At 42.3% G+C, this 15,152-nt stretch carries 15 protein-coding genes; 13 read left to right on the forward strand and 2 right to left on the reverse strand.

Going from position 1 to position 15,152, the window contains the following annotated elements; all coding sequences use genetic code 11:
- Positions 1 to 25 precede the first annotated feature (25 nt).
- From yqeC to LI162_RS06965, 7 genes are all read left to right on the forward strand, one after another.
- Positions 26 to 799: a selenium cofactor biosynthesis protein YqeC gene (gene yqeC / locus LI162_RS06935; RefSeq protein ID WP_227156135.1), complete on the forward strand. Its 774-nt coding sequence runs from the start codon at positions 26 to 28 to the stop codon at positions 797 to 799.
- 227 nt (positions 800 to 1,026) lie between these two features.
- Positions 1,027 to 2,400 carry a selenium-dependent molybdenum cofactor biosynthesis protein YqeB gene (yqeB, locus tag LI162_RS06940; protein WP_227156137.1) on the forward strand — a complete coding sequence of 458 codons (1,374 nt, stop codon included), beginning with the start codon at positions 1,027 to 1,029 and terminating at the stop codon, positions 2,398 to 2,400.
- Between the two features lie 73 nt (positions 2,401 to 2,473).
- Positions 2,474 to 3,415 carry an NTP transferase domain-containing protein gene (locus LI162_RS06945; protein WP_020436846.1) on the forward strand — a complete coding sequence of 314 codons (942 nt, stop codon included), beginning with the start codon at positions 2,474 to 2,476 and terminating at the stop codon, positions 3,413 to 3,415.
- 235 nt (positions 3,416 to 3,650) lie between these two features.
- Complete coding sequence (modA, locus tag LI162_RS06950) at positions 3,651 to 4,541, forward strand: molybdate ABC transporter substrate-binding protein (protein ID WP_227156139.1); 891 nt, start codon at positions 3,651 to 3,653, stop codon at positions 4,539 to 4,541.
- Between the two features lie 108 nt (positions 4,542 to 4,649).
- A complete protein-coding gene (gene modB, locus LI162_RS06955) occupies positions 4,650 to 5,354 on the forward strand; it encodes a molybdate ABC transporter permease subunit (protein WP_020436849.1) in 705 nt (234 codons plus the stop codon).
- Between the two features lie 3 nt (positions 5,355 to 5,357).
- On the forward strand, positions 5,358 to 6,416 hold the full coding sequence (locus LI162_RS06960) for a sulfate/molybdate ABC transporter ATP-binding protein (RefSeq protein ID WP_227156141.1): 1,059 nt from the start codon (positions 5,358 to 5,360) through the stop codon (positions 6,414 to 6,416).
- 225 nt (positions 6,417 to 6,641) lie between these two features.
- Positions 6,642 to 8,009, forward strand: a complete 1,368-nt coding sequence (locus LI162_RS06965; RefSeq protein WP_227156142.1) for an MATE family efflux transporter — start codon at positions 6,642 to 6,644, stop codon at positions 8,007 to 8,009.
- Here the strand turns inward: LI162_RS06965 and LI162_RS06970 are convergent.
- On the reverse strand, positions 7,997 to 8,311 hold the full coding sequence (locus LI162_RS06970) for a hypothetical protein (protein ID WP_055157276.1): 315 nt from the start codon (positions 8,309 to 8,311) through the stop codon (positions 7,997 to 7,999). The two genes, LI162_RS06965 and LI162_RS06970, sit on opposite strands and share 13 nt — an antisense overlap.
- Before the next feature lie 123 nt (positions 8,312 to 8,434).
- On the reverse strand, positions 8,435 to 9,505 hold the full coding sequence (locus tag LI162_RS06975) for an ABC transporter substrate-binding protein (RefSeq protein ID WP_055157274.1): 1,071 nt from the start codon (positions 9,503 to 9,505) through the stop codon (positions 8,435 to 8,437).
- A gap of 137 nt (positions 9,506 to 9,642) precedes the next feature.
- Between LI162_RS06975 and LI162_RS06980 the strand changes: the two genes are divergently transcribed.
- The 6 genes from LI162_RS06980 (at position 9,643) to LI162_RS07005 (ending at position 15,067) form a co-directional block, all read left to right on the forward strand.
- A complete protein-coding gene (locus tag LI162_RS06980) occupies positions 9,643 to 10,539 on the forward strand; it encodes a helix-turn-helix domain-containing protein (RefSeq protein ID WP_055157272.1) in 897 nt (298 codons plus the stop codon).
- A gap of 33 nt (positions 10,540 to 10,572) precedes the next feature.
- Complete coding sequence (locus LI162_RS06985; RefSeq protein ID WP_055157270.1) at positions 10,573 to 11,211, forward strand: methylated-DNA--[protein]-cysteine S-methyltransferase; 639 nt, start codon at positions 10,573 to 10,575, stop codon at positions 11,209 to 11,211.
- Positions 11,212 to 11,384: 173 nt separating this feature from the next.
- On the forward strand, positions 11,385 to 12,341 hold the full coding sequence (locus LI162_RS06990; protein ID WP_055157268.1) for a ketopantoate reductase family protein: 957 nt from the start codon (positions 11,385 to 11,387) through the stop codon (positions 12,339 to 12,341).
- 89 nt (positions 12,342 to 12,430) lie between these two features.
- Positions 12,431 to 12,691, forward strand: coding sequence for a hypothetical protein (locus tag LI162_RS06995; RefSeq protein ID WP_015529502.1), 261 nt, complete (start codon positions 12,431 to 12,433; stop codon positions 12,689 to 12,691).
- A 15-nt stretch (positions 12,692 to 12,706) separates the two neighbouring features.
- Positions 12,707 to 13,156 carry a DUF1648 domain-containing protein gene (locus LI162_RS07000; protein ID WP_055157266.1) on the forward strand — a complete coding sequence of 150 codons (450 nt, stop codon included), beginning with the start codon at positions 12,707 to 12,709 and terminating at the stop codon, positions 13,154 to 13,156.
- A gap of 192 nt (positions 13,157 to 13,348) precedes the next feature.
- Positions 13,349 to 15,067 carry a carbon starvation CstA family protein gene (locus LI162_RS07005; RefSeq protein WP_226875780.1) on the forward strand — a complete coding sequence of 573 codons (1,719 nt, stop codon included), beginning with the start codon at positions 13,349 to 13,351 and terminating at the stop codon, positions 15,065 to 15,067.
- Positions 15,068 to 15,152: the final 85 nt, after the last annotated feature.

The raw sequence follows: 15,152 nt of genomic DNA on the forward strand, positions 1-15,152 counted from the left end.
AATATAGAAAGAAGGGATCTGTAAAATGATAAGCTATTTCAGAGATGACAGACTTTGTGAAGCAGACTCTTTCTTATCGGTAGTAAAGCCTGACGATACAGAATGTCCGATGATAGCTGCTGTCGGTGCGGGAGGAAAGACCTCTACAGTGAGAAGGCTTGCAGAAGAGTATGCGCTGATGGGGAAAAAGGCAATTGTTCTTACAACAACTCATATGAGAGAAGAGACGACTCCATGGAGTTGTGTGGCTGAAGAGGAAGAGTGGATTAGTAAAGGGAAAGCGCTGCTTGAACGAGTGAAGGAATGCCTTGAACAATATGGACAGGCCTGGATTGGGGCAAGAGCGAAAAAAGGGAAAATGAGCTGCGTTCCGGAGTTGATTCTGGCAGAGATAGAAAGCTGGAATGTGCCATTACTTGTTGAAGCGGACGGAGCAAGGATGCTGCCGTTAAAAGTACCGGGAGAACAAGAACCTGTGCTCCTGCCACAGACAACACATGTATTTTCCGTTTATGGAATGGACGCTTTGGATCAAAAGCTGGAAGAAATCTGCTTTCGAAGTGAAAAGGCGGCAGAGCTTCTTGGAAAACAGCCGGAAGATCAGGTGACAGAAGAGGACATAATAAAGCTTGCCTGTCATGAACAGGGCGGGCGAAAAGGCTGTCCAAAGCAGGCAGAGTATATTGTTGTACTGAATAAGGCAGACACAAAGGAGCGGCGAGACAGAGCGTGTAAGATTGCAAAGTGCTTGTATGAGAATGGAATCAAGAATATATTTGTGACATCTTATATGCTGTAATAAATATTGTAGAAAAAGTGCAGAGATTATTCTTGAACGTAAATAAATCAGCTGGGAATCAATCCCCAGCTGATATAGCCTCCGGCAGGATTGCAGAGGTGCGCAGTAGAAGTATGTCATGCAATTGCATGACGCGCACCTCGCAGCAAGAATGCCGAGGCATTCTTGAATAGCAAATAACGGAGAATCATAGAAGATTCTCAGGAAAATAGATGGGAAGTATTGAGATGAAGATATTGATTAAAGGTGCGGGAGACCTGGCAACAGGAATCGCATCCAGATTATATGGCGCAGGGCATCAGATCATGATGACAGATATTGCTGTGCCATTGACGGTCCGCAGACTAGTTGCATTTTCCAGAGCGGTTTATGAAGGTGAGGCAGTTGTAGAAGATATGACGGCGCGTCTGGCAAAGAATCAGGAAGAAGCAGAGGAGATTATGGAACAGGGAGATATCCCTGTGATCGTTGATCCAAAGGCAGAATGTATACAGTGGTTTCAGCCGGATGTGATCGTGGATGCCATCCTTGCAAAGAGAAATCTTGGAACAAAGATCACAGATGCACCGTTTGTAATCGGAGTCGGACCTGGATTTACTGCCGGGGAAGACTGCAACTGTGTTGTAGAGACAAAGAGAGGACATACACTGGGGAATGTAATCTGGGACGGAAGTGCGATCCCGAATACCGGAGTTCCGGGAAATGTTGGGGGATATTCTATTGAGCGTCTGATCAAAGCATCCGCAGATGGGGTGATCGAACCGAAGGCTGTGATCGGCGATCTGGTACGAAAAGGACAGATCGTTGCAATTACAGGCGGAGAGCCGGTTTATGCGCTGATGGACGGTATCGTTCGCGGAATGCTTCAGCCAGGTGTTCAGGTGACGAAGGGACTGAAGATCGGAGATATTGATGCTCGTGCAAAGCAGGAGCATTGCCGGACAATCTCAGACAAAGCAAGGGCGATCGGCGGAGGTGTGCTTGATGCAGTCTGCAGTTATGAAAAGAGTAGAGGAAAATACGCATTGATCTTGCTGGCGGCAGGTCAGAGTGTTCGGTTCGGTTCAGATAAACTGAAAGCAGTTGTAGAAGGTGAAGCAATGTATGAAAGTGCGATCAGCCGGTTTGAAGCATTTCAGGGATTCAGATCTTATGTGGTGACAGGAAAAGAAGAGATCACACAGGTTGCCGAGGCGGCCGGTTGCACGGTGGTATGCAACAAAGAACCGGAGAAGGGAATCTCTCTTTCTGTAAAGCTCGGTCTGACAAAGGCAATCGAGGATGCGGATGAAAATGGAACACCGCTTCGAGGAGTCCTGTTCAGTGTCTGCGATCAGCCAAGATTAAAAAAATCCACGATTCAGAGAATCATAAATACAGCATTTCATAATCCGGGAAAGATCGTTTGTGCAGGAGAAGGAACAAGAAATGGCAATCCGGTCTTGTGGGATAAGAGATTCTTTGATAAACTTTTGGAGTTAGATGGAGATATCGGTGGAAAGAAGATATTGAAAGAAAACTTAAATTCGCTGAAAATTGTGCCGGTACAGGCGGGAGAACTTCAGGATATTGATCGCAAAGAAGATCTCGGAACGGCATAATGATAGAATTGCTGGTTGCATATAGTGTGAACAGTAATAAAAATAGCAGCGGTGAGCTGAAAGGAGAATGCAAATGCGGGTAGGAGCAGTGATTGCGGCAGCAGGAAAATCTGGTGGATATAAGAGTTATGATAAGATGAAGTCGGTGGATGGAATCCAGGTTCTGCGTCAGATGATTTTAAATTTCAAGAGAGCAGGCGTGGATGAGATCGTGCTGATCACAGGATACCAGGCGGAGCAGGTGGAGAAGAAACTGGCGAAGCTTGGTGCAGTATTCCTTCGCAGTGAAGATTATGAGAAGGAAGAGATGATCACGTCAGCAGTTCGAGGGATGAACTACCTGAAACCGCGCTGTGAGAAATTCTTCTTCTGTCCGGCAGGAGTTTCTCTTTTCACAGAAGATACCGTACGTGTGTTGATGCAAAAAGCGAAAGAAAATGAAAACGATCAGGAGAAAGTCTATGTACCTGTCTGGGAAGAACGAAAAGGACATCCGATCCTGATGGATCGCAGTATGATCGATCAGTTTGCTTCTTATGAAGGTGAAGGTGGACTTAAAGGCGCCATGGATGCGCTGAATGTAGAACGCATTTTCGTTCCGGTGGAAGACAACGGTGTAGCGATTTACTCCGGACAGGGAGAATCTTTCCGTGAGATTTTCAAAGAGAAGGAAAAGGAGAGAAGAATCCGTCCGAGAGTGAAGCTTCAGTTGGAGAAGAATGAGAACTTCTTCGGTCCGGGAATTGTATTCCTTCTGCGTCAGATCGATACACTTGGTTCGGTAAGAGACGCCTGTGCAAAGACAGGAATGTCTTACAGCAAGGGCTGGAGCCTGATCAGAAGTGCAGAGAAAGAACTCGGATATACCGTCGTAGAGCGTAGTCCGGGAGGCAAGCATGGCGGTGTGGCCAGTGTAAGCGAAGCAGGGAAAGACATACTCAGAAAATATGAACTGTTGGAAAAAGATGTGGCGAAATATGCAGAGAAGAGATATAAGGATATATTTGAATCTTGATCTGTCTTTTACACGCAATATGTGAAAAGAAGAAAGCTAATATTAGCGAAAAAAGCGGTCACATGACATTATTAAAATACAGTTAATGAAAAAAGTTGCGTAAATCGCAACTTTTTCAAGAAAAGCGATTGTTAAAATAAAACAAATCGGTTATAATAAGACCATCATTTATAAAGAAAAGACAGGAATAATTACAACATTTTTATGAACAAGGCGCCTGTCAGGAGGAGATAGGATGAAAAAGAGAATTTTAGCAGCAATGATGGCAGCCGTAATGGTGTTTTCTATGGCTGGATGTGGATCCAAAGCCGACGAAAAGACAGACGACACAGCAAAAACAGAAGCAACTGACAACAAAGTCAGTGATGAAGAAGAAACAGAGATCCAGGTATTTATTGCAGCCAGCTTGAAGAATGTAATGGACGAACTCGCAGCACAGTACAACGAAGAACATCCGAATGTAAAGATCACATACAATGCAGACAGTTCAGGTACACTTCTGACACAGATTGAAGAAGGATATGAGTGTGATATCTTCTTCTCAGCAGCACAGAAGCAGATGGACCAGCTTGAGTCCGATGGTCTTGTGGTAGACGGAACAAGAGCGAATGTTGTAAACAACCAGGTAGTAGTTGTGACAAGAAAAGACAGCGGAACAAAGGTAACAGGACTTGATAACTTAAGCGAAGCAGAAAGCTTTGCACTTGCCGGTGGAAGCGTACCGGTAGGTAAGTATACAAGAACCGCACTTATGAATATGGGTGTTCTTCCGAAGGTGGATGATTCTTCAGCAATCACAACAGAAGAAGTATCAGAAGCACTTGGCGGACTTGAGATCAGCGAGCAGGACAACGTAAGCAAGGTTCTTTCCGCAGTAGTGGAAGGATCTTGTGAAGTTGGAACAACTTACTACTCTGATACATATGGATTCGAGGACGAACTCGATATTCTTCAGACAGTAGGGTATGATCTGACAGGAAATGTGATCTATCCGATCGCACGTGTAGTAAATGATGAGGCTGATGATGCACAGAACGCAGCAGCAGATGATTTCATCAAGTTTGTTCTGTCAGACAATGCAAAGAAAGTATTTGAGTCTTATTACTTCGATACAAATGTAGAATAAAGATAGTGTGATAGTAACGGATGTGTTACTATAGAAGTAGAGGCTGCCAGAAATGAAAAGTTTCGGACAGCCTTTTTCTTATAGTTGTAAAGGAGAGTGAATGATAGAATGGATGAAATGATGGAAATCCTGAAGAATCTGGATTGGAGCCCATTATTTATTTCAATAAAAACAGGAATCGTAGCTACGATATTTTCCTTTTTTCTGGGAATCTATGCGGCACGTAAGGTTGTGAAGACAACTCCTGGGAAAAAGGCTATTATAGATGGAATACTGACCTTGCCAATGGTACTTCCGCCGACAGTGGCCGGCTTCTTTCTGTTACTGATCTTCAGCAGGAGAAGACCGTTTGGAATCTTTTTATTTGAAAATTTTGGAATCAAAGTAGTACAGACATGGCTTGGATGTATCATTGCTGCCACAGTAATTTCATTTCCACTGATGTACAGAAATGCCCGTGCAGCGATGGAACAGATCGATGTGAATCTGATCTATGCAGGAAGGACACTCGGCATGTCAGATACAGAAATCTTCTGGAAAGTAGTGATCCCGACCGCAGGACCTGGAATCGCATCCGGAACGATTCTTACATTTGCCAGAGCACTCGGAGAATATGGAGCGACATCTATGCTTGCCGGAAATATTCCGGGAAAGACAGGAACAATCTCGCAGAAGATTGCAATGGTCATTCAGGACGGAGACTATATGACAGCGGGCGTGTGGGTTGCGATTGTCATGGTGATTGCATTCCTGGTGATCTTCCTGATGAATCTGATCTCGGGCAAGAAAATGAAGAATGTCAAGAGGTGGTAAGAGATGGCGATAGAAGTAAAGATTCAGAGAAAACTGAATACATTTGAGCTGAACATAGATTTTAAAAGTGATTCTAAACGAATCGGAATCCTCGGTGCATCCGGATGTGGAAAGAGCATGACATTAAAGAGTATTGCAGGGATTGAGCCGCCGGAGAGCGGATTGATCAAGATTGAAGGAAAAACAGTTTATGACAGCGAAAATAAAGTGAATTTAAAACCACAGAAGCGTAACATTGGCTATCTGTTTCAGAATTATGCACTTTTCCCGACAATGACGGTGGAAAAGAATATCGCCGCCGGATTAAAAGGAAAAAAGCAGGAGAATGCAAAGCGTGTGCGTGAGATGATTGAGAAATTTCAGCTGACAGGACTGGAAAAACGATTCCCGGCAGAGCTTTCCGGAGGCCAGCAGCAGAGGGTAGCCCTTGCGAGAATCATGGCTTACAAACCGGATGTGATTCTTTTAGACGAACCATTTTCAGCACTTGATATGTATCTGAAGGACCGTCTACAGCAGGAATTACTGGAGCTTCTCGAAGATTATGAGGGTACTGTGATCATGGTGTCTCACAGCAGAGATGAAGTGTACCGGTTCAGCGAAGAGCTGCTGATCATTGATCAGGGACAGATTGTGGCAGCAGGGAAGACGAAAGAATTGTTCCAGAATCCGCAGAGAAAAGAAGCGGCACGGCTGACTGGATGCAAGAATTTCACAAGAGCAGTTTATGTGGATGAGCATACCGCAGAATTGACAGACTGGGGGATTACATTACATACAGAACAAAGAAGTATCCCGGAAAATATCAACTATATCGGTTATCGCGCACATGATTTTGTTCCGGTCTGGGGAGGATGTGGAAAGAATCAGATTCCATTTCTATTAGAGAGTAAAGCAGCGCTTCCTTTTGAAGATAACTATTATCTGAAGTCTGCAAATGAAGAGGCAGATCCGCCTGTGATCTCCTGGTTTGTGCAGAGAGAGAATCAGGAGAAGATCCGGGAAAAAGGAATGCCGGATGCGCTGGAGATTGTGGAAGAAGATGTGTTGTTCCTGGAATAGCATCTTCCCATATAGACGATTTTTGAGTGAACCGTTACGTTTTGAAAGAAATGTAAAAACTCCTTTTCAGGATATTTACATCAGGGAAAAACTAGTATATAATAAGCACGTTTTTCAAAAACACATCCCGTCCGTTGGTTACGAAACAATTCTTGTGAACAGTAATCAACGGACGGGATGTGTTATGTATGTAGTCACTGATAAATACGGAAAAGGAGGAGCAAAATGAAATCAGTACAGAATGATATGACTGTTGGAAGCCCAATGAAGATGATCTTAAGTTTTACATTTCCCATCTTTCTGGGAAATGTTTTCCAGCAGTTTTATAATATGGCGGATGCTGTGATCGTAGGTAAGTTCGTTGGAACGAAAGCACTTGCAGCAGTTGGAAGTACAGGAACGATCATGTTTCTGATTTATGGATTTGTAGTTGGAATGACAGCCGGATTTACTGTTCTCACAGCGCAGAAGTTTGGTGCAGGAGACATGCAGGGGATGCGGCGCACCGTTGCAGGGGCAGGAATCCTTTCATTGTTGATTGGTCTGTTCCTTACGGTTACCTTTATGTTATTTATGAAACCACTGTTGCATCTGATGAATACTCCGTCAGATATCTTTGCAGATGCATATAAGTATATTATGATCGTCAGCGGAGGAATCCTGGCGCAGATGCTTTATAACTTGTTATCCAGTATTTTAAGAGCATTAGGAAACAGTAAGATTCCATTGTACTTTCTGATTATCAGTGCGTTGCTGAATATCGTGTTGGATCTGGTTTTAATCATTGTATTTCAGATGGGCGCACCGGGTGCGGCAATCGCGACGGTAGTAGCACAGGGAATATCAGGTGTACTCTGTCTTATTTATATTATGTGGAAGATTCCGCTTCTTCACCTGAAAAAGGAAGACTGGCATGTTGGCGGACAGATTTATGCGATCCAGTTAAAGATCGGACTTCCGATGGCATTGCAATATTCTATCACGGCAATTGGAACTATGATGGTTCAGTCTGCCCTGAATATTTTGGGATCTACGCTTGTGGCGGCATTTACTGCGGCAAGTAAGATTGAGCAGGTCGTGACACAGGCATATGTAGCGATGGGAACAACAATGGCAACTTACGGAGCACAGAATATCGGAGCCGGAAATGTACCAAGAATCCGTCAAGGTTTCAAGGCGTGTACGATTCTTGGTATCGGTTACTCTCTGGTAGCAGCAACATTTATCATGACAGTAGGAAAATACATGACCTATCTGTTTGTCTCAGAGGATGTGGATATTATCATGAGTTCTGTGGATATCTATCTGAAATGTATCGGACTTTTCTTCATTCCGCTTGCAATTGTGAATATCTACAGAAATGGAATTCAGGGACTCGGTTACGGACTGCTGCCGATGATGGCCGGTGTTGCTGAACTGATCGGAAGAGGTGTGGTAGCACTGATCGCAGCGAAGGAAAGAAGTTACCTTGGAGTATGTCTTGCAAGCCCGGCTGCATGGGTGCTGGCAGGAGGACTCCTGATCGCGATGTATTATTATATTATGAATGTACATATGAAGAAGCTGTTTGGGGATTATAATCAGAAGGTCTGATTATTCACAATGTGCATTGCATCGCGGTTCGCATTCAACCATTTGGATTTCTCAGTTTCAAAGCGTTCGAAAAGCCAGGCAATAGCTTCATCCATTCCCTCATCGGAGAGCGGAAATGTCTTTTGTTCTTTCTCTTCTTCCGGTGTATCTTCAAAGCACCACGGTTCTGGATAAATGAATACGGTGAAGGTTGTGCTGCTTTTTCCGTCATCTCCGCGAAAGAAATAGCGCATTCCATGATGTGTACCTGAAAATGGTTCTTTCTTAAGTCCCCCGTAAGGAATCAGTTTTTTATCAATCATAGTAATACAATGTCCTTTCGAAAAAAGTAATTTGTTTTGTTATTGCGTTTTTGAAAAAAGGAAGCCAGAAGTCTGGCTTCCTTTTTATTATAGTGGAATGCGTTTTCTTCTGCAAGAAATGATTTATTCCATAGCTTTTTTGGCAAATTCAGTTGTGACAAGTTTTTCATAAGGAGCGCGTGAATCCAGTTCACCGGCACTTTCCAAAATATCCTGAAGCAGCTCGAAACTCTCTTTTTCAAATATAAGATCTGCTTTCCAGGTGTCCTGTGCATAATAACGGTTTACAATCGCTGTGATGGTTTTAAGATCTGTTTCAGGAAATTGAGGGGCAATCACGGAAGCAATCTCCTCTGGCGTGTGAATCTGAACAAAATCCATACCTTTTTGAAGCGCATTTGTAAAGGATTGGATAATCTCAGGATGTTTGTCGAGATAACTCTTCTTTGCGCTGTAGGCAGTGTAAGGAACATAGCCGCTGTCAGTACCAAGTGAGGCTACAACATATCCTTTTCCTTCCATTTCCAAAGCGGTTGCACTTGGCTCGAATTCAACAGTAAAGTCTCCACTTCCCTCTGAAAAGGCGGCAGCAGTGGAACCAAAATCAATTCCCTGGTTGATGTTGAGGTCTGTTTGTGGATCAATTCCATTTTTCTTTAAAATATATTCAAATACCATTTCCGGCATACCACCTTTTCTACCACCAAGAACATCTTTCCCTTTTAAATCAGTCCACTTAAAATCTTTCATCTCTTCTCTGGCAACAAGAAAATTACCGGCGCGCTGAGTCAGTTGGGCAAAGTTGACGACAGAATCGTTAGCACCTTCGTTATATGTGTAGATGGATGCTTCTGATCCCATGAATCCAATATCAGCTTCACCGGAGATGACAGCAGTCATTGTCTTGTCGGCTCCAAAACCAGTTACGAGAGCGAGTTCAATTCCCTCATCTTCAAAATATTCATTTTCAATGGCAACATACATAGGGGCATAGAAGATAGAATGGGCTACCTCGTTCAATGTCACAGAGACAGGAGCAGAACTGGTATCTGATTTGGTTGTGTTGGAGCCGGTTTCTGTTGTGTCGATTTTGGAATTTGCATCCTTATCTTTGGAAGAATCAGAACCGCAGGCTGATAACAGTCCAACAGTCAGAGCAGAAGCGAGTATTACGGAAATCAATTTCTTTTTCATAAATCCTCCAGAGTGATATAAGATTCTCGTTTAAAATATGCAAGAAAAAAGAATAAGTGTCAAATTCTACTCCAAAGGGGTGTTCATTTTGGAAAATATCCTTTATGCTTAGTATAAACAGAAAGTAGGTGAAGCGTATGGATCTTGTTAAAATTGGAAAATATATTGCAGGGAAACGGAAAGCCCTGGGAATGACGCAGAAACAGCTTGCAGAAAAATTAAATATGAGTGACAAATCAGTATCAAAATGGGAACGAGGCATTTGCTTACCTGATGTGTCGGTTTATATGGAACTATGTGAGATATTGGGAATCAGCATAAATGAATTTCTTGCAGGGGAGGATATTGACGCAGAAAATGTAGAAAAAAAGTCAGAAGACAATATTATACAAGTTACGAAAGACAGTAAAAAGAAACAGAAAAATTTAAAGAGCATTTTAGCAGTGGTAACGACATTTGCAGTGATCATGGTTCTGGTTTTAGGAGTAGTTTTCGTTCATAAGGTGATGCAGCCGAAGAATTATATTACAGCAGTTGACCGGACAAGTGCAGAAATGAAAACCGCAGAATTATTGTCGGGAGCAGATGGGGCATATCTTTTTAATTTTTATGCAAAAGAAGAGTATAAGACATTGACAATTTATTTGTCAGAGTATCAGGCGGGAGAATTGATTAATAAAAGTAAAGTGGCAGATTTGGACTATGATGGGCTCGAATCGGCTAAAAGAGGTGTGATTGCTGTGATACCGGATTTTGAATTGTTTCGAGTGAAATTGATCATAGCAGACGATTATTCTAAATGTTCTACAGATTTTCCGATTCTGGAAAATGTAGAAAACAGAGAATATTATGGGAGAAGTGCGACACAAGTGGAAGGTGAAGTTCCGATTCAGCGGGATACAGAACAGGGTCTGATGGCATTGATTTACGGAGAAGATGGATTGGAAGCAATTCCGGTAAAAGAAATGGAGCAGGGAAATTTTAGGGAGAAGAATGATTATGTCTATTATCTGTCCTTCCGGTTTGGAAAATAATTACGTAAATGAAAATATGAGAGGTAAGATGAGATGAAAACAAGAGAAGAAGCTGCTGCCTATGGATTAACTTTCCCGAACAGCTATGAAGACAGGCCTTTTAAAGACCAACGATGGCAGGTGATCCGTGTAAAGCCGGGGAAAAAGATATTTTTGTGGATTTACGAAAAAGACGAATTGATCCATTTGAATGTAAAGACGGATTCGAGATGGAGGGATTTCTGGCGTGCAGCGTATCCATCGGTAATTCCTGGATATCATCAGAATAAAGAGCATTGGAACACAATTATTCTGGATGGATCTGTTCCAGACAAGGATATTGAACGGATGATTGGTGAGAGCTATGATCTTGTGACAGACAGTCCTACAAAAAGAATTTATGAAGCTGTAAAACGGATTCCAAAAGGGCATGTGGCAACTTATAGACAGGTTGCGAAGATGGCAGGAAATGAAAAGATGTCAAGAGCAGTTGGAAATGCGCTTCATAAGAATCCAGATCCAGATCACATTCCATGTTTCCGTGTTGTGAATGCGAAAGGTGAGCTTGCCGGAGCATTTGCATTTGGAGGAGCAGATGTACAGGCAGAACTTTTGAGAGAAGACGGTGTGGAAGTAGTAGATGGAAAGGTTGATCTAACAAAGTATCAGATGGCGGATCTGATGGAAGAGTAAGATAGTACTGTTTCTTTTGGGAAAGATAGTGTATAATACTTACGAGTGATTGCTGTTCGCAAAGTACTGCGAACAGCATCTTTGTATAGTGCAAAGAGCAGGAAAGAATACATCATTATGGTTTTGCTTTTGAAGGGAAAAAAGTGTTGATCGGATAAGAAATGGAGAAATGAATGAAAATTAAGAAAGTGGCAGTCCTCGGTGCCGGAGCAGTAGGCTCTTATGTGATCTGGGGATTATCGAGCAGAAATGATATAGAGCTTGGAGTGATCGCAGAAGGAGAACGAGCAGAGAGACTGAAACAGAAGGGATGCACAATTAACGGAAAAATATACCATCCCGAAGTATGGAACCCCGGAGAAACAGACGCTGTCGATTTAATGATTGTTGCATTGAAGTATGGCTCACTTTCGGCGGCATTGGAAAGTATTCAGAAAGCAACCACGGAGAATACTGTAATTATGAGTCTGATGAACGGGGTAGACAGTGAAGAGATTATTGCAGAAAAAGTAGGAGTGGAGCATCTTCTTCCGGCAGTGATCAAGGTCGCTTCACATAAGGAAGAAGATGGCTATCATTTTGATCCTGAGACAACAATCGGAATTATTTTTGGCGAACGTACTGCACCTTACGATAGTGATCGCATCAGGGCAATTGAAGAACTGTTCAAGGATACCGGAATCCATTTCCGGGTGACAGAGTATGCAAGAGAAGAGATGTGGAGCAAGTTTCGGCTGAATGTCTGTAACAATCTGCCACAGGCAATTCTCGGTGCGGGAGTTGGATGTTACCGTGACAGTGTGCATATGAAGGCAATCAGTGATGGACTGAAAGGAGAACTGGAAGCAATTGCACAGGCGAAAGGAATTGATCTGAGTAAGACTGAGGCGTCTTCCGGGCGTGGAAGTGCAGTACCGCCATCTGCGCGTTATTCTACTTTGCAGGATTTGGATGCAGGAAGACACACAGAGATTGATATGTTTTCAGGTGCACTGATCCGTATGGGAAAGGAACTTGGAATTCCGACACCGTATAATGAGTATACATATCATATGATTAAAGCACTAGAAGAGAAAAATGACGGACGGTTTAATTATACAGGAGATGAAGAACCGACCTGGTCAAAATAAAACAGGGAACAATTTGTGGCAGAGGCAGGTTATGAAAAAATATTGAAACAGTGATGTTGAAACAACATAAAAAGGTGAGGTAAATTAAGATGAAAGAATTATACGAAGCAATCGAAGCAAAAATTAAAGCAAGCGGTTATCCGAGAGCAATCTCCGGAGAAGATGTATACAACGACATCTGTGACCAGATTGACGGAAAAGAGAATGGAAGTTATGTATTGTTATCCAAGTTCGAAGATGATGTGATTTTTGAGTATCATATCACGATTCAGGATGAAGATTTCAACCTGGGGATTTTGACAATGCGAACACCGGAAGGCGTGTTTGAGACAGATTTTGATGCGGAATAAAAGGATGAATATGTTATGAAGAAAATCAGCAGAGTTTCAACTATAATTAGCGCAATCATGCTACTTACTTACATTATTGTTCTTATCAGCATCTGGAGCAGGATTCCTGATACAGTACCGACACATTTTAATGCAGCAGGAGTGGCAGATAGTTATGGAAGCAAAAGAAACCTTGTATTTGAACCAGTTCTTGCCGCGTTTCTGTTGTTATTCCTCTCATTGATGGAAAGAATTCCGGCAATCTGGAATTTCCCGGTGGTTGTTACAGAAGAGAACAGAGAAAGATTGTATAAGATTGCCATGATAATGATGGGCGGGATTAAGGTTCTGGTTACTGCCCTGCTGATTGATGTTGGAGTCAGTAGTCTTGTGGAAGGATATCCAATCTGGCCGATGTATATGATGCTTGGAGTGATGATAATATTGATTATCGTATCGACTGTGCAGATGGTTCGGGCGAAATAATGTGGAATAAGAAAACAAATAAAAACCCTCTTGTGCAATATGTTTATCCAAAATCTTAAAAAAATATAAAATTTATATAAAATCCTTCTTGAATTTAGCATGATGAAGTGCTAAACTCTTAACATAAAAACAGAGCGCGATCTATTTATTGACGAGAGCATCTGGATTATAGTTAAGAAAGAAGGAAAGAAAATGAACGGAGTTATAATGATGGTCATTGCCATCGTTGTATTAGGTGGAGGATATCTTTTCTATGGAAGATATCTTGAGAAGAAATGGAGGATTGACCCGAATGCAAAGACTCCTGCTTATGAACTGGAAGACGGCGTAGATTATGTGCCGGCAGATACGAATATCGTATTTGGTCATCAGTTCGCATCTATCGCAGGAGCAGGCCCGATCAACGGACCAATCCAGGCAGCAATCTTTGGATGGCTTCCGGTACTTTTGTGGATTCTGATCGGAGGTGTTTTCTTCGGAGCAGTGCAGGATTTTGCATCCATGTATGCTTCTGTAAAGAACAAAGGACGTACAATCGGTTATATTATCGAAGAGTATATCGGTAAACTTGGAAAGAAATTATTCCTGTTATTCTGCTGGTTATTCTGTATTCTTGTTGTTGCTGCATTTGCGGATGTAGTTGCAGGAACATTCAACGGATTCGTAGCTGATGACGCAGGAACTATAAGTAAAGTAGCAGCAAATGGTGCTGTGGCAACAACATCCATGCTTTTCATTGTAGAAGCCGTAGCACTTGGCTGCATTTTGAAATATGCAAAACTGAATAAATGGGTTAACACAGCTATTGCAATTGTTATGCTTGTCGCAGCAGTAGCACTTGGACTTTATTTTCCAATGTATCTGACAAGAGAGACATGGCATATCCTGATCTTTATTTATATTCTGATTGCCAGTGTCGCACCGGTAACAATGCTGCTTCAGCCACGTGATTACCTGAACAGTTACTTGCTGATCTTTATGATTGCAGCAGCAATTGTCGGAGTATTTGTAGCAAATCCATCCTGTAACCTGAAAGCTTTTACAAGCTTCAATGTAGATGGAAGTTATATGTTCCCAATTCTGTTTGTAACAATTGCATGTGGAGCTGTATCAGGATTCCATTCACTGGTATCTTCCGGAACTGCTTCTAAGCAGATTAAGAGTGAGAAGAACATGCTCCCTGTATCTTACGGAGCAATGATCATGGAAAGTATGCTTGCTGTAATCGCACTGATCGCAGTTGCTTCCTTCGCTGATGGTGAGGCAGCAGCACAGGGACTGACAACACAGCCACAGATTTTTGCAGGAGCAATCGCAAACTTCCTTGAAGTGATCGGATTACCGCATTCTCTTGTATTTACACTGATCAACCTTGCAGTATCAGCATTTGCATTGACATCACTTGATTCCGTTGCACGTGTCGGAAGACTTTCTTTCCAGGAATTCTTTATCGATGATGACACAGATATGGATAATCTGCCATTGTACAAGAAAGTAGCAACCAATAAATATTTCTCAACAGTTATTACATTGGTACTTGCATACTTACTTGCAAAGGTTGGATATGCAGAAATCTGGCCACTGTTTGGATCAGCAAACCAGCTTCTGTCAGTACTTGCACTGATTGCATGTGCAGTATTCCTTAAGAAGACAAAACGCCAGGGAGCAATGCTCTGGATTCCAATGGTCTTTATGATGGCGGTAACATTTACAGCACTTGGAATGACAATCTGTAAACTGGGAGGTCAGTTTATGACAACAGGTCTGAGCCTTGGAAATACATTACAGCTGATCTTTGCTGTTCTGCTTCTTATCCTTGGAGTAATCGTAGCAATTCAGGGAATTAAAAAGCTTACAGAGAAGAAAGAAGCTCAGGCAGATAAAGTTGAGGAGACAACCATTCTGGAATAAGCAGAATAGTTAATAAAGAGTAAGAGACAAGATCTTCATGCAGACTTAAAATGTCTGGCATGAAGATCTTGTCTCTAGTTCTATT

The sequence above is a fragment of the Mediterraneibacter sp. 210702-DFI.3.120 genome, assembly GCF_020561005.1.
GTDB classification, from domain to species: domain Bacteria; phylum Bacillota; class Clostridia; order Lachnospirales; family Lachnospiraceae; genus Mediterraneibacter; species Mediterraneibacter faecis.

Bases quoted from the DNA above. Each gene is read 5' to 3' on its own strand.
- yqeC (WP_227156135.1), top strand. From the start codon at position 26: ATGATAAGCTATTTCAGAGATGACAGACTTTGTGAAGCAGACTCTTTC.
- yqeB (WP_227156137.1), top strand. From the start codon at position 1,027: ATGAAGATATTGATTAAAGGTGCGGGAGACCTGGCAACAGGAATCGCA.
- LI162_RS06945 (WP_020436846.1), top strand. From the start codon at position 2,474: ATGCGGGTAGGAGCAGTGATTGCGGCAGCAGGAAAATCTGGTGGATAT.
- modA (WP_227156139.1), top strand. From the start codon at position 3,651: ATGAAAAAGAGAATTTTAGCAGCAATGATGGCAGCCGTAATGGTGTTT.
- modB (WP_020436849.1), top strand. From the start codon at position 4,650: ATGGATGAAATGATGGAAATCCTGAAGAATCTGGATTGGAGCCCATTA.
- LI162_RS06960 (WP_227156141.1), top strand. From the start codon at position 5,358: ATGGCGATAGAAGTAAAGATTCAGAGAAAACTGAATACATTTGAGCTG.
- LI162_RS06965 (WP_227156142.1), top strand. From the start codon at position 6,642: ATGAAATCAGTACAGAATGATATGACTGTTGGAAGCCCAATGAAGATG.
- LI162_RS06970 (WP_055157276.1), bottom strand. From the start codon at position 8,311: ATGATTGATAAAAAACTGATTCCTTACGGGGGACTTAAGAAAGAACCA.
- LI162_RS06975 (WP_055157274.1), bottom strand. From the start codon at position 9,505: ATGAAAAAGAAATTGATTTCCGTAATACTCGCTTCTGCTCTGACTGTT.
- LI162_RS06980 (WP_055157272.1), top strand. From the start codon at position 9,643: ATGGATCTTGTTAAAATTGGAAAATATATTGCAGGGAAACGGAAAGCC.
- LI162_RS06985 (WP_055157270.1), top strand. From the start codon at position 10,573: ATGAAAACAAGAGAAGAAGCTGCTGCCTATGGATTAACTTTCCCGAAC.
- LI162_RS06990 (WP_055157268.1), top strand. From the start codon at position 11,385: ATGAAAATTAAGAAAGTGGCAGTCCTCGGTGCCGGAGCAGTAGGCTCT.
- LI162_RS06995 (WP_015529502.1), top strand. From the start codon at position 12,431: ATGAAAGAATTATACGAAGCAATCGAAGCAAAAATTAAAGCAAGCGGT.
- LI162_RS07000 (WP_055157266.1), top strand. From the start codon at position 12,707: ATGAAGAAAATCAGCAGAGTTTCAACTATAATTAGCGCAATCATGCTA.
- LI162_RS07005 (WP_226875780.1), top strand. From the start codon at position 13,349: ATGAACGGAGTTATAATGATGGTCATTGCCATCGTTGTATTAGGTGGA.